This window comes from Halobacillus sp. ABD4_316, from assembly GCF_056161385.1.
The window spans coordinates 79244-101703 of sequence record NZ_JBSWZA010000003.1 but is presented as its reverse complement, the minus strand read 5'-3'; the positions used below and the strand labels follow the sequence as shown (position 1 = coordinate 101703).

The 22460-nt window shown below is 46.5% G+C and carries 23 protein-coding genes; 16 read left to right on the top strand and 7 right to left on the bottom strand.

The window, feature by feature from the left end:
- Positions 1-61: 61 nt before the first annotated feature.
- The 9 genes from ACXAJH_RS13050 (at position 62) to ACXAJH_RS13010 (ending at position 8775) form a co-directional block, all read left to right on the top strand.
- Positions 62-451, top strand: coding sequence for an OsmC family protein (locus ACXAJH_RS13050; RefSeq protein WP_474967596.1), 390 nt, complete (start codon positions 62-64; stop codon positions 449-451).
- A 109-nt stretch (positions 452-560) separates the two neighbouring features.
- Complete coding sequence (locus tag ACXAJH_RS13045; RefSeq protein WP_027956151.1) at positions 561-1178, top strand: YczE/YyaS/YitT family protein; 618 nt, start codon at positions 561-563, stop codon at positions 1176-1178.
- Between the two features lie 57 nt (positions 1179-1235).
- Positions 1236-2033: a YfkD famly protein gene (locus ACXAJH_RS13040; RefSeq protein WP_027956150.1), complete on the top strand. Its 798-nt coding sequence runs from the start codon at positions 1236-1238 to the stop codon at positions 2031-2033.
- A gap of 148 nt (positions 2034-2181) precedes the next feature.
- Positions 2182-2334, top strand: a complete 153-nt coding sequence (locus tag ACXAJH_RS13035; protein WP_474970354.1) for an SE1561 family protein — start codon at positions 2182-2184, stop codon at positions 2332-2334.
- Positions 2335-2443: 109 nt separating this feature from the next.
- On the top strand, positions 2444-3751 hold the full coding sequence (locus tag ACXAJH_RS13030) for a Na+/H+ antiporter family protein (RefSeq protein WP_474994191.1): 1308 nt from the start codon (positions 2444-2446) through the stop codon (positions 3749-3751).
- Between the two features lie 86 nt (positions 3752-3837).
- On the top strand, positions 3838-4617 hold the full coding sequence (gene pdaA / locus ACXAJH_RS13025) for a delta-lactam-biosynthetic de-N-acetylase (protein WP_474967598.1): 780 nt from the start codon (positions 3838-3840) through the stop codon (positions 4615-4617).
- 198 nt (positions 4618-4815) lie between these two features.
- Entirely contained in the window at positions 4816-5685 is an 870-nt protein-coding gene (locus ACXAJH_RS13020) for a DNA-3-methyladenine glycosylase family protein (protein ID WP_474967599.1), read from the top strand.
- A 157-nt stretch (positions 5686-5842) separates the two neighbouring features.
- On the top strand, positions 5843-7702 hold the full coding sequence (locus ACXAJH_RS13015; protein ID WP_474994189.1) for an ATP-binding protein: 1860 nt from the start codon (positions 5843-5845) through the stop codon (positions 7700-7702).
- Positions 7703-7926: 224 nt separating this feature from the next.
- The gene (locus ACXAJH_RS13010) at positions 7927-8775 is read left to right on the top strand and encodes a YitT family protein (protein ID WP_474967601.1); all 849 of its coding nucleotides are present in this window, start codon (positions 7927-7929) and stop codon (positions 8773-8775) included.
- A gap of 149 nt (positions 8776-8924) precedes the next feature.
- Here the strand turns inward: ACXAJH_RS13010 and ACXAJH_RS13005 are convergent, their stop codons facing one another.
- Positions 8925-9134 (bottom strand): hypothetical protein, encoded by a 210-nt coding sequence (locus ACXAJH_RS13005; RefSeq protein WP_474967602.1) that lies wholly within the window; start codon positions 9132-9134, stop codon positions 8925-8927.
- 157 nt (positions 9135-9291) lie between these two features.
- Between ACXAJH_RS13005 and mbcS the strand changes: the two genes are divergently transcribed.
- Complete coding sequence (gene mbcS, locus ACXAJH_RS13000) at positions 9292-10869, top strand: acyl-CoA synthetase MbcS (RefSeq protein WP_474967603.1); 1578 nt, start codon at positions 9292-9294, stop codon at positions 10867-10869.
- Positions 10870-10995: 126 nt separating this feature from the next.
- Positions 10996-11655: a reverse transcriptase-like protein gene (locus tag ACXAJH_RS12995; RefSeq protein ID WP_474994187.1), complete on the top strand. Its 660-nt coding sequence runs from the start codon at positions 10996-10998 to the stop codon at positions 11653-11655.
- Between the two features lies 1 nt (position 11656).
- Here ACXAJH_RS12995 and ACXAJH_RS12990 read toward each other — a convergent pair whose 3' ends face one another.
- Entirely contained in the window at positions 11657-12151 is a 495-nt protein-coding gene (locus ACXAJH_RS12990; RefSeq protein WP_474967605.1) for a L,D-transpeptidase family protein, read from the bottom strand.
- A 100-nt stretch (positions 12152-12251) separates the two neighbouring features.
- On the bottom strand, positions 12252-13148 hold the full coding sequence (gene purU, locus ACXAJH_RS12985) for a formyltetrahydrofolate deformylase (protein ID WP_474967606.1): 897 nt from the start codon (positions 13146-13148) through the stop codon (positions 12252-12254).
- A gap of 242 nt (positions 13149-13390) precedes the next feature.
- On the opposite strand from purU, the gene ACXAJH_RS12980 reads away from it, so the two are divergent.
- Together ACXAJH_RS12980 and ACXAJH_RS12975 are read left to right on the top strand one after the other, a co-directional pair.
- Positions 13391-13813: a hypothetical protein gene (locus ACXAJH_RS12980; RefSeq protein WP_474967607.1), complete on the top strand. Its 423-nt coding sequence runs from the start codon at positions 13391-13393 to the stop codon at positions 13811-13813.
- A 112-nt stretch (positions 13814-13925) separates the two neighbouring features.
- Positions 13926-14180: a hypothetical protein gene (locus ACXAJH_RS12975; protein WP_474967608.1), complete on the top strand. Its 255-nt coding sequence runs from the start codon at positions 13926-13928 to the stop codon at positions 14178-14180.
- A gap of 1 nt (position 14181) precedes the next feature.
- Here the strand turns inward: ACXAJH_RS12975 and ACXAJH_RS12970 are convergent, their stop codons facing one another.
- A complete protein-coding gene (locus tag ACXAJH_RS12970) occupies positions 14182-14454 on the bottom strand; it encodes a hypothetical protein (protein ID WP_474967609.1) in 273 nt (90 codons plus the stop codon).
- 249 nt (positions 14455-14703) lie between these two features.
- Here ACXAJH_RS12970 and ACXAJH_RS12965 point away from each other — a divergent pair, with 249 nt between their 5' ends.
- On the top strand, positions 14704-16326 hold the full coding sequence (locus tag ACXAJH_RS12965) for a BCCT family transporter (protein WP_474967610.1): 1623 nt from the start codon (positions 14704-14706) through the stop codon (positions 16324-16326).
- Between the two features lie 64 nt (positions 16327-16390).
- Here ACXAJH_RS12965 and ACXAJH_RS12960 read toward each other — a convergent pair whose 3' ends face one another.
- Both ACXAJH_RS12960 and ACXAJH_RS12955 read right to left on the bottom strand, forming a co-directional pair.
- Complete coding sequence (locus ACXAJH_RS12960; RefSeq protein ID WP_474967611.1) at positions 16391-17101, bottom strand: DUF5694 domain-containing protein; 711 nt, start codon at positions 17099-17101, stop codon at positions 16391-16393.
- 19 nt (positions 17102-17120) lie between these two features.
- Positions 17121-18032 (bottom strand): TIGR03571 family LLM class oxidoreductase, encoded by a 912-nt coding sequence (locus ACXAJH_RS12955; RefSeq protein WP_474970355.1) that lies wholly within the window; start codon positions 18030-18032, stop codon positions 17121-17123.
- 462 nt (positions 18033-18494) lie between these two features.
- On the opposite strand from ACXAJH_RS12955, the gene ACXAJH_RS12950 reads away from it, so the two are divergent.
- Together ACXAJH_RS12950 and ACXAJH_RS12945 are read left to right on the top strand one after the other, a co-directional pair.
- Positions 18495-20285, top strand: coding sequence for a M3 family oligoendopeptidase (locus ACXAJH_RS12950; protein ID WP_474994185.1), 1791 nt, complete (start codon positions 18495-18497; stop codon positions 20283-20285).
- 2 nt (positions 20286-20287) lie between these two features.
- On the top strand, positions 20288-20593 hold the full coding sequence (locus ACXAJH_RS12945) for a 4a-hydroxytetrahydrobiopterin dehydratase (RefSeq protein WP_474967613.1): 306 nt from the start codon (positions 20288-20290) through the stop codon (positions 20591-20593).
- An 815-nt stretch (positions 20594-21408) separates the two neighbouring features.
- Here ACXAJH_RS12945 and ACXAJH_RS12940 read toward each other — a convergent pair.
- Positions 21409-22353, bottom strand: a complete 945-nt coding sequence (locus tag ACXAJH_RS12940; RefSeq protein WP_474971952.1) for an RluA family pseudouridine synthase — start codon at positions 22351-22353, stop codon at positions 21409-21411.
- Positions 22354-22460 lie beyond the last annotated feature (107 nt).

Genomic DNA, 22460 nt, shown 5'->3' with positions numbered 1-22460 from the left:
TACAGAACGATCTATTATATAATGAACGCAAAGCCGTTAAGCGAAAGGAGTGAATAAACTGATGGAGTTTCATTTAAGAGAGAACGGCATCCGTACTTCTTTGGAATATGGACAGCTGGACATTTCCGGCGATGAAGCCAATGGTTTCCGCCCGTTTCAATTGATGGTGTCTTCGATTGCAGGGTGCAGCCTTGGGGTGTTCAGGAAAATCCTCGATAAACAGCGGATGAATTACGAAGATATACAGGTATCTGCGGAAGTAACGAGAAATCCCGATGAGGCGAACCGTATCGAAAAGATCCACCTGCACTTCGTTGTCAAAGGGTATCACTTGAATCAGGACAAGCTGTTGAAAAACCTGGAAATTTCCCGGAACAACTGCTCGATGGTTCAATCAGTAGAAAATAGTATAAATGTGGAAGAAACGCTTGAGTGTATCCAGTTAAGCTAGTAAAATATAAAGAGCATGAGTCCGACAGCCGGATTCACGCTCTTTTTTTGTGTCTTATGTACAGGTTTTCGGTTCAAAGCAACTTTGAAATAAAGAAATGAGGGAGACCATGAGAACATTAGTCATTAAAGGATTCTTTTATCTTGCAGGGTTGATTGTCATTGCGATGGGCGTCACACTAACGATTAAATCGAATCTGGGAGCTGGAGCGTGGGATGCCGTAAATGTCGGGCTGACGGAACAGATCGGACTTACAATTGGAACGTGGGTTATGGTCATTGGTGGTTTTCTGATTGTAACCAATGCACTGATTGCAAAAGAGAAGCCGGACCTGCCTGCGGTGATTACTATATTAGTACTTGGGAAATTCATCGATTTCTGGATGCTGCAGGTGTTTGACACCTTGGTGCTTCAAGCATTCTTCATGAAATTGATCACTTTAATCCTCGGAATTGTAATTATTGCCATCGGCGTATCGCTTTATCTGCAGCCGAAATTCTCCTTGAATCCTGTTGACGGGTTTATGGTCGCTCTCCAGAAGCGTTTCGGCTACAGCATTACCAAAGCTAAAACCATGACCGAGTCTTTTGCTCTCGTGCTGGCTCTTGTGCTTGGTGGCCCTATTGGTATCGGTACCATTGTAATTCTTCTGGGGATCGGGCCATGCATCCAGTTTTTCGACAGCAAAGCGAGCTATATGATGAACAAGCTAATTGCAGCAGAATAATGTATACTACGGGCCATCTTTCACAAGCTATAAAAAAAGTGAAAGGTGGCCCTTGATGTGAATAGAAAATGGCTGGGACTACTGCTGTTTATTTGTATTCTTACTTGGTTTGCTGCCGGTTCTGCCTCGGCTGAACCTAAGAAGAATGAAAAAGAAGAAGGCTCCATTCCGAATCACGTCTTAAACATATCCAAAGACAACACGTATCCGAACTCTACCGATGATCAGGAATTGCTGGAAGCGGAGGAAATTACGAAAGAGCTGATGGAGAATACGGAGGTCCGCATTACCAATCCCCAGTTGATTGAAATGCTGAATGAAACGTCCTTGAAGCCTTCTCCACTGGCGATTGGGTACAGAGGAGACATATTTCTTGGAAGGTGGCCGCTTTCCTATGATTCGAAAGAAACCAATATCAATTGGGAGTATCAGGAGATCAATACAAATGAACTGAACAACCACGGAGGAGAAAAGCAGGAGAAACTGAGTTATCTTCAAAAAGAAGAAAAAGCAGTCAAGGGTGGTCTGACCTCACGGATCAGCCACAGCGACCAGATGATGAAGCTGATTCTTCTGGAAGCTCAGAAAAACACAAAACTTCCGTTATCCTTTAACACCGTGATTGGTAAAGGAACAAAGCAGAATAATACGTACGGCATCCCGACCAACAAAGTAGGGGTCCTTCATGCGTTTGCACCGGCCGTGAATGAAAAAGGAGAAGTAGCTTTCGGTGATGTTTACATCCAGCTGAAGGGGTCGAAGAAGACACTCTCCGTTAAAAACGTGACCCGGCAGGGCATCGGAGCCTGGATCCCCATTCAGGATCACGTCAGCTTTTCCTTCGAATTAAAATGAGAAGACGCGCCGTCTGTACGAGAACAACACATTTGTTTTCGTACAGACGGCGCTTTTTTACAGCTGGGTGAAGCCGGTTCTGGACAGAGGCAGATACTTGTACTATGATGGACTGGACGTAAAACAGATAAAGGAGCTGAATCGTTACATGACGCAGCAGGAGAAGATGTCCAACTTGAAGCAGCGCCTGGAAGATTTTATGGGACGTTTAGATAACCTGGATCCTGAGCAGACGTCAGTGGAAGACATTGACCGCCTGATCTCTATGCTTGAATCCCTTGAGCGCAGCATGGACGAATAAGCAGCTTTCAGAATTGACTCTCTATTTTCCTGAGGGTTGATTTTTTCACCATCATACTTTATCATGATAAATCGCTAATGCATGAAACTACTGGAGAGGAGAATGTCTTATGGCATGGGCAGTTGTCGTTTCTGTCCTGGTGATGACCGTGTTAAGTTTATTACGCGTGAACGTCATCGTTGCCATTATCGCCGCGGGTTTAACCGCAGGTCTCATGAACGGGGAGAGCTTGACAGATGCGTTAACCCTTCTTGTTGACGGGATGGGAGAACAGGCGAATGTGGCATTAAGTTATATATTGCTGGGAGCTTTCGCGGTTGCGATCAGCTACTCAGGCATCACATCCATACTAGTCGGATTTTTACTGCGTGTTTTAAAGGATAAACAGACGATGATTGTTTTTGTCATTGCGTTCGTAGCCAGTCTTTCTCAGAACGTCATTCCTGTACACATTGCTTTTATACCGATTCTTATTCCACCGCTTTTGAAATTATTTGATGAAATGAAGCTGGACCGGAGAGCTGTAGCTGCCGCCTTAACCTTTGGTTTGAAGGCGCCGTATGTCATGATTCCGGTTGGCTTCGGCTATATTTTCCACGATACGATCAAGACATCCATGGAAACGAACGGCATTGACCTTGGGATTGGGAGTATTGCTTCATCCCTTATTATTCCCGGTTCGGGAATGATCGTCGGACTTTTCATCGCCATCTTCATTACTTACCGGAAACCGAGGGATCCTTCTGTCGTACCAGAAGATAAAGAAACGCCGGATGAAGAGGTTGTCCTTGATTCACGTTTCCAATTGAAACACCTTCTGACGCTTGCAGCCATGCTTGTGACCCTTATCATTCAGGCGGTCTGGTCGAATCTGATTCTGGCTGCTCTGGCCGGTATCATCCTGATGTTTATCTTCCGTGTCGTTCCATTCAATAAAGGCGACAAGGTCATCAACGACGGCATCGGAATGATGGGTTTTATCGCTTTTGTGATGCTTGTCTCATCAGGTTATGCCAATGTATTGACCGCGACAGAATCTGTATCGGCGCTTGTAGAGCTCAGCTCCGACTATCTGGGGGATAACCAGGCTTTCATCGCCTTTATCCTGCTCCTGGTCGGACTGATTGTCACAATGGGAATCGGGTCTTCCTTTGCAACGATACCGATTCTTGCGGCTCTGTTCGTTCCGATCTGTGTGGCTGCCGGTTTTTCACCGATGGCAACGGCTGCACTGATTGGTACAGCAGGAGCTCTCGGTGATGCAGGTTCTCCGGCTTCAGACAGTACACTCGGTCCGACTTCAGGGTTGAATGCGGACGGCCGGCACAATCACATCTGGGATACTTGTGTACCGACATTTCTGCACTACAATATTCCATTGTTCATCTTCGGATGGGCCGCATCTTTATTTTTGTAAAAAGGCAGCGTGGGGAATTTTCCCACCTGTCTTTTTTTATATTCCTTTTTCCTTCACACATACTAAATAAAAAGCGAGGGATACACATGAGCAGGATAGTGAAGTTGATCACAGCCGTCCTAATGGTCTGTTTTTTTCCTTTAACCACCTATGCGGAAGGCTGGGGATATAATAAAAGCAAAAATGGTATGACACCGGATCCAGGCAGATATGGGCCGATGATTGAACAGCATCATGGTTTTTTTATGGATCCTTCTGAAGAACGTGTGGTTTATTTAACGTTTGATAATGGGTATGAACAAGGACATACCGGTCAGGTCCTGGATGTTCTTAAGGAAAAGGATGTTCCGGCTGCCTTCTTCGTGACCGGGCATTATATAGAGAGTGCGCCGGATCTTTTGAAGAGAATGGCTGACGAAGGACATATCATTGGAAACCATTCCTGGAGCCATCCTGATTTTACGCAGAGTTCCAAAGCGGAAATGGAAAAGGAATTACAGCGGGTGGAGGAAGCTGTCAAGGAAAAGACAGACCAGGATATTATGACCTTTCTTCGTCCGCCTCGAGGTATGTTCAATGCGCAGACATTGAAATGGGCAGAAGAATTGGGGTACACCCATGCGTTCTGGTCCGTCGCTTTTGTTGACTGGCATACTGACAGGCAGAAAGGGTGGGAGTACGCCTACCGCAGCGTTATGGATCAGATTCACCCCGGAGCCGTCATTCTCCTGCACACCGTTTCCAGTGATAATGCAGAAGCTCTTTCCCAAATGATTGATGAGCTCAGGAAAAGAGGCTATCGGTTTGGGAATTTAAATGAAATCTTGATGAAAAAGCTTGTCCCCGCCCCGGTGTGGGGATTATAAAATAGAATGCCGCCGTACACGTTGTACAGCGGCTTTTCGTTTTATGAAATCAGAGCAGGTGTCTGTGATTGTAATGTTTTGCTAAGTTTCATCAAAGCTTCTATGATAAAGGGAGAATTGGTCGGATAAGCCTCAGGTCTTCTTTCCTATTCTTGACAAAATAGAAAAACTAAAGGAATTGAAGGAGGAGAAACTCACGTGTGGAAAGAAAAATTAAAGGCAGTTAACTTTTACGATTTTGATTATACGCTACTCCGCTGGCAGCTGGACCCTTTAATTCATCTGGACAGAGAGGAACGATGGGTGGACATCCCTGTCAAGCTGAATGAGGACCATCATATAGTCAGAGTGCAGGCCCTTGGGACGACCCTTGATCCTGTTTTCTCTGTGCAGAGTGACAGCGATGAAGCCAGACCACAGCTCCTGAACTACATCAAGCATCTTTTTCAATGGGATGTTGATTTGGAGGGAATTCATCAGCATTTTTTGGACACCGACTTGGAACAATTATTCAGAAATCATCCGGGCACACCGATTGTGAAGGATTTTCACCTTTACGACTGTTTGATGAAAGTCATCATCCACCAGCAGTTGAATATGAAGTTCGCTTATACTCTGAGTACCAGGTTCGTAGAGACACTGGGCAGACAGAAAGACGGGGTATGGTTTTATCCTGATCCGGAAACGGTCGCTCAGACGCCATACGAAACACTGAGGGAACTGCAGTTCAGTCAGAGGAAAGCCGAGTATGTGATCGATACGTCCAAACGCATAGCAGAAGGGGAGCTGGACCTGCCGGCGCTGTCTGCTATGGAGAACGATGACATTATGAAACGTCTGGTGAAAGTCAGAGGAATCGGGCCATGGACAGCAGAAAACTGGATGATGTTCGGGCTCGGAAGGGAAAACTTATTCCCGAAAGCGGACATCGGCATCCAAAACGCGTTGAAGCACTACTTTCAAATGGAACGTAAACCGACAATAGAAGAAATGGGAGCATGGAGCCGGCCGTGGTCGCCTTATTTGAGCTACGCCTCGTTAACATTGTGGCGCAGTATTGAAGGGTGAAATTGCTGTCATATCGTTGTTCTTTTCAGCGTACAATGTTTAAAAAGCAAAAATAAAGGCTAAATCGTTAGAAAATATTCAAAATTTGTTAATTTTGCGTTATAATGAAAACCGTATTGGAAATAAACGAGCGGCAAAAAGGAAAGAGGTCTTACTATTGGTTATAAGAGAGAGGTATTCAGACCAAGTTCATAGCGGTGAGATTTTGGATGTTCTCAGTATAAATGGAACACCCGCATGTTTACTCGATCTGCGTCTTCAAGCCGTTACATTGAATCAGGAAATGATTCATATGCTGCATTTGAAGGAAACAGACCTGTCTTTCTCTCAGTGGATCCGGTGTTTCCGCCACACAGGCCAGCACCGTCTTCAACAATCTCTTCATCAGCTTCTGACCGAAGGGCTGAGGGAAACCTCTGTCCAGTTGACAGATAAGAATTTTAATCTTAGGTTTCAATGCCGTATGGTGCATCTGACCAACGGACAAATCACCTTTACACTTGCCAAAACGGAACAAGACCATCATTTTTCTGCATCGGGTCCGGTGGCCGCTGATGTGCCTTCAAAGAATGATAAGCCGTCCTTATCCATTACGAATTATGAAGGCGTTCCGCTGTCAAGCTTTTCCTCTTCTCAAATCCAGCACCGCATGACACACATTGTCGATAAATTCCCACACGGCCTTGCCGTCATTAATCATAACTGGGAAGTTGTTTATGCCAATCCTAAAATGGAAGAGCTGACCAAACGTCCTTTTTTCAAAAATTATTATAAAAAATTATGGGATATCTTCTCCATAGATGAGCACTATCCATTTTTTCAGCATTTCCTGCGATCTATGGAAACGTACGAAACGGTGGAATTCGAAGGTTTTATTGAGGAAACCCAGCTCGATGTGAAAGTGACGGTCCATCCAACAGAACTGGGCCTTACTGTTTTTCTGCAGGATATTACTCAATACAACAAACATTTGCAAGCGCTTAAAGATTCAGAAGAACGTTTTGCTCTACTCGCTGATAACATTACGGATGTCTTCTGGATCAGTGATCCACACTTTGAGGAAGTCCACTATATCAGTCCTGCCTTCCAAACCTTGTTCGGTATTCCGAGGCGCCAGGCATTTTCAGACCCCAAGTCACTTTTGGAGCACGTACATGAAGCGGACCGTTCTCATTTTGTAGACGGCCTTTCGAAAATGAAGGACGAGGAATTCGTCGTTGACTATCGGGTGTGTGTCCAGGGAAAAGAAGAAAAATGGATCCGTACGAAAGGCTTCCCTGTGGATTATAACGGAAAGTCGCTCATTCTCGGTATTCATCAGGACGTAACGGAATACAAGGAAATGATTGAGCTGAAGGAAAAGTCCCAGCAGCTGTCTACAATTACGCAGATGTCTGCAGGTATTGCTCATGAAATCAAGAATCCCCTGACCGCCATCAAAGGTTTTCTTCAGATCGGAGCGGCTAATCCGGAGCTCAGGGATAATTATCAGGAAATCATTTTAGATGAAGTCAATCGGATCGAAGCAATCGTCCAGGACTTCATGATGTTATCAAAGCCTAAATCTTCCATCCAGCTTGAGGAAGTGGACCCGGAACAGCTGGTATCGTATGTACTCCGCCTTCTTGAACCGGAAGCGAACGAAAAGCAGATCCTACTGCTGTTTGATTGTGATCCTGTACAGGATAAGTTCAGGACGGAACCGAAACGTATGAACCAGATTTTAATCAATTTGGTGAAAAATGCAGTGGACGCGGTCGATCTTGGTGGTGAAGTACGGATTGAAATTCAGATGTCGAGCTCTCATCTAACGCTTTTCGTTAGAGATAATGGGCCGGGTTTAAGTGCTCAGGAACTCTCGAAAATCGGTGAACCGTTCTTTACTACAAAAGAAAAAGGAACAGGACTAGGAGTTATGGTCACGAAAAAGATCGTATCGGATTTGAACGGGACGATAAATTATGAAAGTGAAAAAGGAAAAGGAACGACGGTCATTGTCAAACTGCCTCGTGCATGAACGAAAAAACGCCACTTAAAACGTGGCGTTTTTTTATGTTTCCTTATCAGGGAAAACCATTTCAATTTGCTGAATATTTACGCTTAAACCGCTTACTTAAAATAAATCCTTTTTTTACATCAACAGCTGTTTACAAAAGGCAGAAAGGGCTCTATAATCCCGATTGTATTGCAAATTTCGTTCGACAAAATCCTATCATTAATTACAATAAAGGAGGCTCTCAGATGTTTAAAAAAGTGTGGTCATTTCTAATGATGAATCTTGGTGCGCTTGCTGTAGCAACCAACGTCCACTTCTTCCTGTCCCCGAACGACCTGGCTACAGGGGGAGTGAGTGGTTTATCCATCGTTTTGAATAAGGTTTTTCCTGATTTGTCCCTTGGAATGATTATGATTCTCTTGAATATTGTCTTATTTATCGTCGGTTTTATTTTCCTAGGGTTCCAATTTGGTGTGAAAACTATTTATGCAAGTTTTGCACTTTCATTTATGGTTTGGGGCCTCGAAGCCTTTTTCCCTATGCAGGAAGCTCTGAGTGATGATCTGCTGATTCAGCTGATTATCGGACAGATTATTGCCGCTTCAGGCATGGCCCTCGTTTTTCATCAGGGAGCTTCCACAGGTGGGACCGATATCCTGGCTATGATTCTAAATAAATTCTTCTCCATTGAAGTTGGAAAAGGTGTGCTTTTCTCTGATATTGCCATTGCCACATCTTCCATCTTCCTGTTCGGCCCTACGGTCGGTATGTATGCGTTCTTTGGTGTCATCCTCAATGGTCTTGTGATCGATTATATGCTTCAGCAGTTCGAGGATAACAAGGAGATTGTTATTATCAGTCGTGAGAGTGAGCTTGTCCGTAACTTTATCATCAATAAGCTCGGCCGCGGTGCTACCATTCATGAAGCAAAGGGTGCGTTTAACCAGGAGCAGAAGGAAGTCATCACTACAATTCTCAGCCGGAAAGATTATACCCGTCTCAAGAAATATATGACGGCTGTAGATGAGCAGGCGTTTATAACGGTTCACTCCATGAATGAAATTCTTGGGGAGAATTTCAAACGACTGGCTTGACTCCTGGAGAAACCGACGGCGCTTCTCATCCCTTCATTCACGAACGGTCGAATGGCAGCGGGGATCAGTCGTGTCTGATCATACTTGGATGAAAGATCAACATGATACGGATATAGAGATAAACATCAAAAAAGAGTCTCCGGAAGGCATCACCGGAGGCTCTTTTTTCTGTCTTTTCGGATGGAAGGGGAAGCGAGAGCTACATTCATAATGACCACACTTGCAACGGAAGCTGCGGTGTAATTGTAATTGTTTGTTACGATGGAGAGGGACAGAAATAAAGCCAACATCACTCCTGAAATGAACAGGAGAGGGAAACCTGGAATGACACGCTGCTTTTTCATTGGACGAAACTCCATCTGCCGCACTCCTCTCTACAGTTAGTACCAGTATATGAAAAGTTTTAATTATCTGTCAATTGTTCTGAATAAAAGGAACAATATTTGAAAGATTTAGATAAATTGGTATAATGGGAGTGTTGAAAATGCAGTACGTTATTATGGAGGAGGATGGCACATGAATCGAGAAGAATTGATTGCCCCGGAACGGTACAACGTCGTTTCTGAAATGGAAAAGTATGCAGACGATGCCGAACGGAAAGCTTTATTATGGTTGAACGATCAGGGGGAAACGAAAGAAGTTACATATCAAAGCCTGATGGAACGTGCGAATAAAATTGGAAACGCTTTCCTTGACTGTGGATTAAAGCAGGGAGATAAGATCCTGGTTATGATCCCACGCCTTATTGAAGCATATCAGGTTTACACGGCGGCTTTGAAGGCCGGACTTGTCGTTATTCCAAGTTCTGAAATGCTGAGGACGAAAGATCTTCAGTACCGGATCAGTCATGGAGAAGTCCGGGGCGTTGTCAGTTATTCCCCTTATACAGATCAGTTTCAAGGGATCCGCGAATACGATGAGCTTGTGAGGTTTTCCGTCGGTGAACAGAAGGAAGGGTGGCATCACCTGGACAGTCTGATGGAAGATTACAGCGGAACGATGACGCCTGCTGACACGGGTCGTGAAGATATGGCATTCCTCTCCTATACTTCAGGAACCACCGGAAATCCAAAAGGGGTCGTTCACACGCATGGATGGGGATATGCCCATCTGAAAACAGCGGCTTATCAATGGCTGGCCATTGAAGATGGAGATACCGTGTGGGCAACAGCTGGTCCAGGGTGGCAGAAGTGGATTTGGAGTCCGTTTTTATCTGTGCTGGGGACGGGTGCAAGGGGACTCGTTTATCAAGGGAAATTCGATCCGAATGTCTACCTGGATATCATGGACAAACACGATGTGAATGTGCTCTGCTGTACGCCGACGGAATATCGTCTGATGGCGAAAGTGGATAACTTGAGTGAGTACAGTCTGAACCATCTTCACAGTGCCGTGTCAGCCGGGGAACCTTTGAACAGAGAAGTCATCGACACCTTCCAGAGGCATTTTCAAGTGACTGTCAGGGACGGATACGGCCAGACGGAAAATACACTTCTCGTTGGGATTATGAAGGATATGGAAGTCCGGCCGGGATCGATGGGACGCCCGACACCAGGCAACCAAGTCGAAATCGTGGATGAAATGGGGGTACCTGTAGGGACGGATGAAGTGGGAGATATTGCTGTACACTTGGATACGCCGGCGCTCTTTAAAGAGTATTATAAAGATCCAGAGAGGACGAAAATGTCAAGGAGAGGCAATTACTATATTACTGGAGATCAAGCCAAAAAAGATGAGGATGGATACTTCTGGTTTGAAGGGCGCAGTGATGACATCATTATCAGCTCGGGGTATACGATCGGACCATTTGAAGTAGAGGATGCGCTCGTCAAACATCCGGCTGTCCGGGAATGTGCCGTAGTTGCAAGTCCGGATGAAGTCCGGGGCAATATTGTAAAAGCATTCGTTGTGCTGCAGTCCGGGTATGAAAAAGACAGTCAAATCGTTCAGGAGCTGCAGACTCATGTGAAGGAGCATACGGCCCCTTATAAATATCCGAGGAAAATTGAGTTTATCGAAGAACTTCCCAAAACAACCTCGGGTAAAATACGAAGGATCGAACTGAGGGAAAAGGAAAAATCCTTCCATAATTAAGCGGGAAAACCGGAGGCAATCAGTCTCCGGTTTTTTCGTTCTCTTCCGTTTGAAGTGATAAGATAGACGGGAAATAGGCAGATTATAAGAACAGGAACTTACATCGAAGTGGAAAGGTGGAGTCTTATGAACATACACGTAGAAATTACATACCGTGCGAAAAACAAAACGGAAGTCTTTTTCAAATCTGAACCTGTTTCTCCTGGAGAAGCGCTTCTTATAGCGGAAGACCTTGAAAAAACAGGACGGTTGAAGGATATCGCATTTATTGATGATTATGATACTTCATGGAAATTGAAGGATCTGAAGAAGTATATGGCCAAAGTGGACACCGAGCCCCATCATATACGAGTGTATTTTGACGGAGGGTTCGACAGGAATGACAGGAAGGGTGGTCTGGGATGCGCGATTTATTATGAGCAGGACGGCCGGTTTATGCGTCTAAGGAAAAATGCCGCGGTCGAGGAAATGGAAACGAATAATGAGGCGGAGTACGCTGCTCTTTATTTTGCTGTACAGGAACTGGAGGCGATGGGGGTTCAGCATATCCCTGTAAGCTTTATCGGTGATTCCCAGGTTGTCATCAATCAAATGAAGGAGGAATGGCCGACGATGGAACAATCCCTTCATGAATGGGCGGATCGGATCGATGGGAAGCTTAGGGCCATGTCCATAGAGGCGTCCTACCATCTGATCTCAAGGAAGGACAACCGTGAATGCGACCGGCTTGCCACTCAGGCCCTGCAGGGAACAGAAGTGGAGAGTACGTCTGAAGTGCAGGGATAGGTTATAAATGGATGGTGACGGGGGTGCCGTTCGGAATCGTGAGCGCCAGTTCTTCCACGTCTTCATTGTACATCCGTACACATCCGCGTGATACAGCTTTTCCAATGGAGGACGGATTGTTCGTTCCGTGGATGCCGTAATGTTCTTTTGATAAGCTCATCCACATCGTTCCGAATGGTCCGCCGGGATCGGGGGCTTTATTCAGGATAATAAAATCCCCTATCGGTGTTTCATAAAGCATCCGCCCGACAGCCACTGGATATTCTTTTACGAACTGCCCGTTTTTGTAGAGCCTCAGCAGGCGTTCATTGATGGAAACATCCAGCTGGTACGGCTGGGTTTCTACAGGTGGGTACCCTGGGATTGTAATTCTCTGTCCGACCCTGATCACATCCGGATTAGGAATGGAATTGACGGCTAAAATGGTTGTCAGCGGCATCCGGTAATCTCTTGATATTTGATAGAGGGTTTCTCCCGGTTTTACCGTATGGAGCATTCCATCATCTCCCCAGAAGTTTTACACCATTGTATGCATGGATGAGACAAAAAAACCAGACCTCCTGTCTTTGTCAGAAGGAGGTCTGTTTTTTTTCGATTTATAATACGATGGTTTTGTTTTCGTGTACGATGACGCGGTCCTCAAGGTCCCATTTGACCCCTCGGTTTAGAACAGTACGTTCAATCAACCGGCCTTTCTTTTTTAAATCGTCGATGTGGTTACGGTGATCGACACGGATGACATCCTGTTCAATGATGGGGCCTTCATCAAGGTCATCTGTTACATAGTGGCAGGTGGCTCCTATCAGCTTAACGCCCCGTTTATGCGCCCGTTTATGTGGATTCGCTCCGATAAAGGCGGGTAGGAACGAATGGTGGATGTTAATGATCTTCGATGGGTGGGTCGACACGAAATGTGGAGTAAGAATCTGCATATATCGTGCAAGTACGATGACATCGATGTCGTATTCCTTCAAAAGCTTCAGTTGTTCCTCTTCCACTTCGTGCCGGATCTCTTTACTTGCGGGAATATGGTAGAAAGGGATGCCGAAGGATTCGACGAGCTCCTTTCCTTCCCTGTGGTTGCTGATGACGAGAGGGATATCCGCCATAAGACCACCACTTTCCCATTCGTAAAGGAGCTCTCGAAGACAATGGAGTTCTTTGGAAACGAAGATGGCCATGTTCTTGAGTTTATATAAAAATGTCAGCCGCCATTTCATATGGAATTGGGCAGCAATTTCCTTGAACCCTTCCTGGAACGTTTCTTCCTTTTCTTTCATATCCGAAGCGGCAAATTCGATGCGTATGAAAAATGTCCCCTCATCCGGGTGTGTTGTGTATTGATTGGACTCCACGATATTCGCTCCGTGTTCATGAAGGAATGTGGAAATGGCAGCCACTATACCCGGTTGATCTGTACAACTGATGAGAAGCCGCGCTTTGTTTTGGTTTTTTTCTGTGTGGTGCTGGATGTGCTGGTTGGTAGACGTCATGCCTGGTCCCCTTTCATTGTTTCTTTATATTGTAGAGGAAATAAATCCCGAAGCAAACCATGTTTTTGCAAAATTCGCTCGATACCTTTTTAATTTGACAATCATCTGATAAGGAAGGGAACGTTGAGATTTATGAAACGTTTTTCCCTTCCATGTCGTATAGAGAGGTAGAGAAAGAAATCCTGGCGGAAAAAATAACAGGTCCTGTCTATACAAAGAAATAATCAGGAAGGATGGCATGTGTGAAGAAAAAATTATTGACGTCAGCAGTACTGGCTGCCTTTCTTGTGTTGTCGACCTGGTACATACACCACACGTTTTTTTTCAGCCCTTTATCTTTTGAACAGGATGATATTACCCACCACTCATGGAGCGATTACCAACGTCCGATGACGCTTACTTATTATGACTTGGATGGAGAACGGTCATCCTACCAAATGGACACGGATGAAGACATACGGTCGTTTTTCAAAGCAATGAAGAAGTGTCCGTCAAGTGCAGGAGAGAAAAAAGGGGCACAGGTGCTGGGGGCACTCCGCATATCCAGTGCCCGTGAGGTCGTGCTGGAAGCCTATTTTTACAAAGATTTCTGGCACGTGCTGCAGAATGATCATGAGCGGCTTGAAATCACTCCGCAGCTGGAGGGACTGATCAATCAATTGTAAACACTGAGGCGGCGTTTCTTCGTCCCCCTTCCATGGTATTCTTCCTAAAAGAATAAGGTTGTACTATACTTGGAAAGGATACAGGCAACCATAAGTGGAAGGAGTCAGACGGATGAATAGCTGGTTCACCCATATTTTTAACATCTTAGTCGGAATATTGATCATTGTCGAAGGCGGCGTGTACATATTTATGAATAATAAAGACGGAGACCTTCATCTGCGGAGTATGATGATGACGGTCCTGCTCCTCACAGCTTGGGCCATGTCCTACCGCAAACAGGTGACAAGCGATAATCCCAGTGCGTGGCTGATTGTAACGATCATCATTATGATCCCGATGATTCTCCCGTGGTTGTTCTTTATATAATTTAGAAGAGCCAGCGGTAAAGACCTGCCGCAGCAAAGAAGACGGCTGCCAGCAGGTATAGAAAGCCGAAGACGCGGGACCTGGGTTCTTCAGCGGCTGTTTCTACAGCCCCTGCGAACACCAAAAAAAGAATGCCCATGATCACCATCGTCACTTCAACCCCCGAAAACGGGGGTTTTTTTAATAGCAGCCATACTTCAATAGGAATGGCTGTCCACAGGGGTGAAAGCAAGGGACCGAACCATTTTTCCACTCCCTTCTTCAATCCGTCCATTTTCTTCCTCCTTTCCTCATCCAGTCAAGTGTCCATTCTGGTCGAATGCCGGCGGAAAATCTGTTGAATAGGAATATTCTACCCGGGATGGGGTATTAGATTTACATCTAGATTTGCCTTCTGTCTATACAATTGGTACAATTCATTCTGTACGAAGTACTTAATCCTCTGATTTATCCCCCGCATTGCATGTTTTAACCCTTGCAGTTCAAACTACTTAACGAAGGTATAGGAAAGGATGTATGTCACTTGAAAATGAAGCTTATTGACTGGCCTACGTTTATTGGGGCCTTAATATTACTGCTCGGAGTTACCATTCCGTTAATTGTTTTCCCTGAGGCAGGGAAAGAAGTGGTGTCTCAAGCCAATACATTTATGACAGAGAATTTCGGCGTTCTTTATATGGTTCTTGGATTTGTCATTTTTGCTTTTTTAATCTATGTCGCTTTCAGTAAAAATGGAGCCATCAAACTCGGAGATGAAGGAGAAAAACCTGAATTCAGTACATTCTCCTGGGCTGCGATGCTTTTCGCTGCCGGGATCGGTTCCAGTATTCTTTACTGGGCAGTCATTGAATGGGCGTATTATTATCAGGGACCTCCTTTCGGCGTAGAGCCGGAGTCGAAGGAAGCCATCAAGTGGGCTTCTACTTACGGCATGTTCCACTGGGGACCTATCGCCTGGGCGATTTACACGCTGCCGGCACTGCCGATTGCCTATTTCTATTATGTACGCAAAAAGCCGGTGTTGAAAGTATCTGAAGCCGTACGTCCGGTCCTTGGTGATACGGTGGACGGCCCGGTCGGTACAATTATTGATGTCCTGTTTATGTTCGGACTTCTAGGCGGGGCGGGAACGACGCTTGCGCTCGGAACACCGATGATTGCACAGGGGGTCAATGATTTAACAGGCATCCCTGTAACGCTCGGTCTGAAAAGTGGGATTATGCTGCTTTGTACGTTGATTTTCGCAATCAGTGCCTATTCCGGCTTGAAACGCGGGATTAAAATCCTTAGTGATGTGAACTTATGGTTGTCCATCTTCCTGCTTGCGTTTATTTTCATCTTCGGTCCGACCCGTTTTATGAGTGAAACGACGTTCACATCTCTCGGACTTCTTGCAGATAACTTCTTCCGCATGGCTACATGGATGGAGCCGTTCGGGAACCTCGGCCAGTTTGAGAAGACGAGCTTCCCTGAATACTGGACCGTGTTCTACTGGGCATGGTGGCTCGTGTACGCTCCGTTTGTCGGTTTATTTGTTGCCCGTATTTCCAGAGGACGTACCATCCGTCAAATGATCCTCGGGACGATGGTTTACGGAACAATCGGATGTGTCCTTTTCTTCGGAATTATGGGGAATTTCGGACTTTACCTGCAGATTTCAGGTCAATTTGATGCCATTGCCTTTATGAACGATAACGGGGCACCGGCAACCATTATTGAAATTATGAACCAGCTGCCGCTGGCTGATTTCATTGTCTTGATCTTTACGGTCCTGGCTATCATTTTCCTTGCCACGACCTTTGATTCTTCCTCCTACATTCTTGCGTCTGTGACACAGAGAAGTGTAGAAGGTGAACCGCTCCGCTGGAACCGTTTATTCTGGGCGTTCGCGTTATGTATCATGCCGCTCGCTCTCATGTTCCTCGGTGGACTGGATACGCTGCAGACAGCAAGTATCGTCGGTGGTTTCCCGCTCATTATCATCATGTTCCTGCTCGCCTGGTCGTTTATGAAGGCGTCCAATACGGATATTCGTGAGTCTGACGACTATGAGCCATCCACCATTCACATTAAGCGCTGGAAAAACCGTAAGAAAAAGAAAAAGCGTTCCGCCCTCGAGGCTCTTGAAGATAAAGATACGGATTAAAAATAAGGAAACCCTGAACTCCATTGGAGTTCAGGGTTTTTTCTTTCCCGCAGAACAAAGGGGGTCAAACGTTCTTTTTTTCTGGAAGGTAGGGGACGACGTCCTGGATGATCACATCGCCGCTTTCCTGGAGAAACTGTTCCACCAGATGAAGGTGATCGGCACCGACGAGAACAAGGACACGGTCCCCGGGTGCAGCTGTGCGGAGGATGTTGGCGGCCATGGCTAAGTCGCGGTGGTGCCACTGTTTGAGCCAGTGGACACCAATTTGGTGCTGGCGCTCCCCGACACGGGTCAACTTCATATAGACGCGCTGCAGTTGTTCTTTGTAACCCTCGTGATTAATGTAACGGAAATAGCCGGCCAGTGTTTGTTTATCCTCCATCTGCTTTACATCCTGCTGTATGGAAAGAATATCCTTGAGAAGCTCCGGTTGATGCTCTCCCGCCCAGGAGAATACCTGCTCAAGGGAAGGGGTGGACATATCCACAATCTCGTCAACAGGATAGAGGTGATTCTGTCCAAGGGAGGCAGCAAGTGGGAAAGCGATCTGTTCCACTTCATCGTACGCAGGTGCCTGCTCTCCCGTTAGGAACTGCCCCAGCCTTTTGTTGAGTTCTTCTTCAAGGAAAAAAGACTTTTCCACCGCGATCTTTGTCGGTTTCCATTCTTTCAAGGAAGCGGTCAGGGAAGAAAGTTCATCTCTATGCTTATGGATCATTTCCGGCTCCACAGCCATATGAAAAGTGCCGAGAAGCATAATCTCCGGTTTCATATCATCATTCCTTTCCGTGTCATTTGAAATAGGGCAGGATATCTTCGCCAATTTCCTGCATTACCTCAGTTGTCGGTCGTTTGTTTTTGGAAAGGCCGAACATCATATGGTTCACACCAGCGGAACGGTACTGTTCGATAATATCCTTTAAACCTTCGCGTCCGGTTTGATAGCCGGCCGGAATTTTTTCGACAGGGGCTTCAGGGTTTTCAGAAAGAATGACAGGAAGAGGCATGAAAAAAGGACGGAAAACATCGCCGTGGAAGCCTCTCACTTTTTCCCTGTACATGTCAATCGTCTGTTTCTGCTGTTCTGGACGCTGAGGATAAAACATCCACCCATCTCCGTGTTCAGCAATCCAGTCGAGCGTCTGCTGACAATAGCCTGTCATAAAAACAGGAATCCGGTTCGGCGGCTTAGGAACGAGGTTGGCTTTATCAAGCTTGCCGAAAGAGGAGAAGGCTTCCGGGTACTCTTCATATAAGGCCTTCGCAAAGAAATCGTAGGCTTCTCTGAACCATGCCCCGCGCTCCATGATAGGGATGTTCAATCCTTCAAAGTCCTTCCGCCGGTCTCCAGAGGATAGGCCGGCCATGAGACGTCCGGGAAACAAGCGTTCAATGCTTGCCAGCTCCTTTGCTGTCCGTAAAGGGTGGCGGAGCGGCATGACCAATGCGGCTGTCCCGAGATTGATGGACTGGGTGTGGGAGGCCAGGTAGGTTAAGTAGATCAGGCTGTCAAAGATCTGCCCGGTTGCAGGGTCTTCAAACGTTGGATCTTCAAGAAGGACGTCCTGCAGCCATAGACAGTGAAAACCGAGTTCTTCTGCCATCTGCGCCTTCTGGACTTGATCGTCCATGAGCGGTGTCTCTTTATCGTAATTTTCAATCGGTATCGTCAGTCCAAAAGATATCTGATCTTTTTGGAGCATGTTCTGCCATCCGCGATGGTTTTCAAACAAAATATTTCCTCCTCCATGTTTCTTTCTTCTTCTTATTATAATGAGGTGGAGGCTGGACTTCTAATCAAAGGAACTAAAAAGCACCTTCTCCTGAGGGGAGAGAGGCGCTCGTTGTAAATCACATGACATAGATGGCCAGATAAAGGACAAGAGTGAGAAAAACGGAACCTCCGGCTACACTCACGATTTCTGTTCGGTCGTATTCCATACGTTTTTTCAATGTCATCGCTCCTTAAAGATATAAATGTCATCTTCCTATGTATTTTTTTGTTCTACTCTATATGACGATTGAATAGTCAAAAAGGTTTCATTTATATTACAAAAATGTAACTTTTTCATGTCGGTGATTTTTATGTGTCATCACGTAAAGGGAGTTTGCACCTCTGATATAATGGGAGAAGCAATCCATAATAGATGGGAGAGGAAACGCTTATGTCTACCTATGCAATGACGTGGAATCTGGACAGTCTTTTTCAAGGCGGCAGCCATTCCAGTGAATTAAAAAACTATGTCCAGCAGCTGGAGGTTCATCTGGAGGAGCTTGAATCGCTTATTCCATCCTTTGTGCCGCCGTCCAGTACAGATGAAACGGAACCATTACATCACATGATAGAGGCTCTTCAGGTGGCTGTGAAAGAGCTTGAAGAATTCAGTGCCTTTACGAGCTGTCTGCAGGCTCAGGATGTGAACGATACTGGAGCTGGTCAATGGCTGGCGAAGAGGAGTGAACTGGGAGCCCGTCTGAATAATGTGCTGGTTCAGCTCGATGAGACGTTCATCACCATTGATGATGAAATCTGGACTTCACTTCTACAGCAGCCATCGCTGAAGGAACTGTCCTTCGTGCTTGATGAGCGGAGACAGAAGGCTGCAGATAAGCTGGATGCGTCACGGGAATCGTTAATCAATGACCTTAGTGTTGATGGCTACGACGCATGGGAGCTCATGTATGACCGGCTTGTTGCTAAATTGTCTGTCAAAGTGGAAGGCAGGTCCTTATCGGTTGGGCAGGCCTCCAATAAATTGGATTCCCCCGACCGTTCTGTCCGCAAGGAAGCTTTTGATCAATTGCAGAAGGCGTGGCAGAACGAAGCGGACGTATTCAGTGAAACATTGAATCATTTATCTGGGTTCCGCCTTCAAACTTATAAGCATAGAGGGTGGGAGAATGTCCTTAAGGAGCCACTCGACTACAACCGGATGAGTGCCGCGACGCTTGAGACCATGTGGAACGTCATCACCGATTATAAGCAGGCCTACATTCCATATATGAGAAGAAAAGCAGAACTTCTGGGTGTGGACCAGCTTCGTTTTTATGATGTGGAAGCTCCTGTCGGAAAGACGGATAGTACAAAGAGCTTTCAGGAGGGGGCCTCCTTTATTATCGAGCAGTTCAGGAAGTTCAGCCCTAAAATGGCCGATTTTGCTGAGATGGCATTTGAGAAAGGCTGGATAGAGGCTGAGGACCGTCCTGGGAAGCAGCCGGGTGGATTCTGCACCAGCTTTCCGGATAGTGAAGAAACAAGAATTTTCATGACCTACTCCGGCAGCCCCTCCAGTGTCGCCACACTGGCTCATGAACTTGGTCATGCCTATCATCAGCATGTCATGAATGACCTTCCTGTATTGAATCAGGGCTATGCGATGAACGTAGCTGAAACAGCCTCTACGTTTGCGGAAATGATCGTAGCCGATGCCGCCGTGAAAGAAGCGTCCACGAAGGAAGAGAAGATGACGCTTCTCGAGGAAAAAGTACAGAGCAGTGTGGCTTTCTTTATGAATATCCATGCCCGTTTCCTGTTTGAAACACGGTTTTACGAAGAACGGAGAAGGGGAATCGTACCTCAGGAACGTCTCAATGAATTGATGGTGGAAGCACAGAAGGAAGCCTATATGGAAACGCTGGAAGAGTATGATCCGACGTTCTGGGCATCCAAGCTTCATTTCCACATCACCGATGTTCCGTTTTACAACTTCCCATACACCTTCGGCTATCTGTTCAGCGCGGGAATCTATGCGAAGGCATTGGAGACCGGACCTGAATTTGAAGAGCGTTACACAGCGCTGCTGAGGGATACAGGGAAGATGCCGGTAGAGGAACTGGCCTGGAAACATCTCGGTGTCAATCTCGAGGAAAGAGAGTTCTGGGAACATGCCGTGGAATTATGCACAGCCGATCTGGATGCATTTATGAAATACAGTGAATCATCAATGGAGGAATAAGGATGGATGAAACGCGTATTCCGGAAGAAGCCAAGTTGGAGAGAGTGGCTGAGCTGGATGGATGGAAGCTGACCGATGAGAAATTCATTACGAAACGCTATCGATTCCAGGATTTTTTAACAGGCGTCCGTTTTGTCAATTTGATTGCGGAGTATGCTGAGGAAATCCAGCACCATCCGTTCATCAGCATCGATTATAAGATGGTGACGTTGAAACTGACCTCCTGGAATGCCGGGGGCCTGACAGAACTCGATCTGGAGTGCGCCCGGAAGTACGACAGCATTTATCAGTCTATTGAACAGAAATAAAAGACGCTGAACGCACCTTGTGCCAAACAAACGGTTATAACAAGACCCCCTTACTTTCACAGAGAGCCACGTTCCGCCTACCGTTGGATAGCTGACGCAGACGTTACCAGCGATCAGCTCATCCGGGGTGGAGGCAAGAATGAAATACTGTTGGCCATCGACGGAAGAGGGAATCATCGGGAACTTTGTTGAGCCAAAACCCGCTCCTGGAATCAGGAGCGGGTTTTGGCTGAAGAAAAAGCCTGTGTCAACCAGTTAGAGTTGTCCATTTGTCATGTAAAGTGACACATTCCGCTTATCGGTGGATGAATGCCGCGGGCACGTCCTCAGCTGACTTGGTCAGGAAGATCGTCTGCCCAAGTGGATCTTCGGCCCGTGCTTTTCACGCAGGCATCACCACCGAACGCTCCACGTGTCGACGTTAGAATATAGAGGAGAAAGACTGGACCCTATGCAGGTTCGCAGATTCCAAAGAACGGCATGAGTTGCGCTATGGCCGCCTGCGTGGAAAAGAAGGGAAAGAACAAGCGCTGATGATGGCTGCCTGCCGGAATACGGAAAAGACTGTTCTCCATCCAACAAGGGCGATCTGGGTGAAGGAGAGTCTTGTTCGATGTTAGAGAACTCCCAAGAAGCGGTGCCCCTTCCACTCCTGCGGATGAACGAGTGGTCCGAGATCGCCGAGCGTGGGTGTTGCGAGGAAGCTCGGGCGCTCGTCCGCGGAAAGGGAAGGGGGCTTTCGCTCCTGGCGGTAAGAAAGAAAAAAGCTTGTAAAGAAACAGGGGTTTCTCTACAAGCTGAAACCGCTCCTGGAATCAGGAGCGGTTTTTTATCTGTTTCAGCAAATCAATATGAGCTTTGGTAAATAACGTGGACGATGGGGCGGGCGGTGCATAACAATGAATCGTTTCCTCAGTAAAAGGATGGACGAATGTCAGCCTGGCTGCATGAAGAGCCTGTTTATAGTGGATATTCCCTTTTCCCCCGTACAGCGTATCCCCGATCAATGGATATCCGATCGAGCTCAAGTGCACACGGATTTGATGTGTCCTTCCTGTCTCCAACTGCAGCATAACGAGGGAGCAGTCCTGACCGGCATCATAGCTTAACACGGTATAATGCGTCTCTGCATACCGGCCGTCCCCGGAGACCATTCGTTTTACGGTATGTTCTGGATCTTTGCCGATCGGTTTAATGATCGTCCCCTGCTCCGGGAGAAGTCTGCCGTGAACCCAGGCCAGGTAGGAGCGTTTGATCTTCCTTTCCTGGATTTCTTTTCCGAGCATCGCTGTAGCCAGTGCATGCTTGGCAAATAATATGGCTCCGGATGTATCCCGGTCGAGCCGGTGGACATACTTCGGAGTAGAGGGTATACCTTGTCTTTGGAAATATCCGGCGGCTCCGTTGACAAGGGTATCGTGTTCATCCGGCCGGTTCGGGTGTGTGAACACACCGGCCGGTTTATTGATGACAAGCAGATGATCATCCTCAAAAACGGGGTCGATCGACATGGACGATGGAGTTACCTCTAAAGGCTCCGGTCCGAAAAGCCGGAGGCGGAGGTGATCCCCGGAGTGGACATTCGTCGTTTTGTAATGAGGAAAGGTGTTGTTCAGCATCACCTCATTCTGGGAACGGAAACGATGCATCAGTTTCCTCGGTACATGCCATTGTTTTGTCAGGATCTTTTCGATTGTTAAACCGTCCCATTTAAAGGGGATGATGACGTTGAGCCATTCCCCGTCCCGGCTTGTTTTCATGATGGACACCTAATTTCTGGCTGCTGTGTATCCGGTTCTTTTTCGAAGGAACCTGGACCAATTGATTTTATTTTACTTGTTTCCATATCTGTGGTGCAATGGGGAAT

Bases quoted from the DNA above. Each gene is read 5' to 3' on its own strand.
- ACXAJH_RS13050 (WP_474967596.1), top strand. From the start codon at position 62: ATGGAGTTTCATTTAAGAGAGAACGGCATCCGTACTTCTTTGGAATAT.
- ACXAJH_RS13045 (WP_027956151.1), top strand. From the start codon at position 561: ATGAGAACATTAGTCATTAAAGGATTCTTTTATCTTGCAGGGTTGATT.
- ACXAJH_RS13035 (WP_474970354.1), top strand. From the start codon at position 2,182: ATGACGCAGCAGGAGAAGATGTCCAACTTGAAGCAGCGCCTGGAAGAT.
- ACXAJH_RS13030 (WP_474994191.1), top strand. From the start codon at position 2,444: ATGGCATGGGCAGTTGTCGTTTCTGTCCTGGTGATGACCGTGTTAAGT.
- pdaA (WP_474967598.1), top strand. From the start codon at position 3,838: ATGAGCAGGATAGTGAAGTTGATCACAGCCGTCCTAATGGTCTGTTTT.
- ACXAJH_RS13010 (WP_474967601.1), top strand. From the start codon at position 7,927: ATGTTTAAAAAAGTGTGGTCATTTCTAATGATGAATCTTGGTGCGCTT.
- ACXAJH_RS13005 (WP_474967602.1), bottom strand. From the start codon at position 9,134: ATGGAGTTTCGTCCAATGAAAAAGCAGCGTGTCATTCCAGGTTTCCCT.
- mbcS (WP_474967603.1), top strand. From the start codon at position 9,292: ATGAATCGAGAAGAATTGATTGCCCCGGAACGGTACAACGTCGTTTCT.
- ACXAJH_RS12995 (WP_474994187.1), top strand. From the start codon at position 10,996: ATGAACATACACGTAGAAATTACATACCGTGCGAAAAACAAAACGGAA.
- ACXAJH_RS12990 (WP_474967605.1), bottom strand. From the start codon at position 12,151: ATGCTCCATACGGTAAAACCGGGAGAAACCCTCTATCAAATATCAAGA.
- purU (WP_474967606.1), bottom strand. From the start codon at position 13,148: ATGACGTCTACCAACCAGCACATCCAGCACCACACAGAAAAAAACCAA.
- ACXAJH_RS12975 (WP_474967608.1), top strand. From the start codon at position 13,926: ATGAATAGCTGGTTCACCCATATTTTTAACATCTTAGTCGGAATATTG.
- ACXAJH_RS12970 (WP_474967609.1), bottom strand. From the start codon at position 14,454: ATGGACGGATTGAAGAAGGGAGTGGAAAAATGGTTCGGTCCCTTGCTT.
- ACXAJH_RS12960 (WP_474967611.1), bottom strand. From the start codon at position 17,101: ATGAAACCGGAGATTATGCTTCTCGGCACTTTTCATATGGCTGTGGAG.
- ACXAJH_RS12955 (WP_474970355.1), bottom strand. From the start codon at position 18,032: ATGCTCCAAAAAGATCAGATATCTTTTGGACTGACGATACCGATTGAA.
- ACXAJH_RS12950 (WP_474994185.1), top strand. From the start codon at position 18,495: ATGTCTACCTATGCAATGACGTGGAATCTGGACAGTCTTTTTCAAGGC.
- ACXAJH_RS12945 (WP_474967613.1), top strand. From the start codon at position 20,288: ATGGATGAAACGCGTATTCCGGAAGAAGCCAAGTTGGAGAGAGTGGCT.
- ACXAJH_RS12940 (WP_474971952.1), bottom strand. From the start codon at position 22,353: ATGAAAACAAGCCGGGACGGGGAATGGCTCAACGTCATCATCCCCTTT.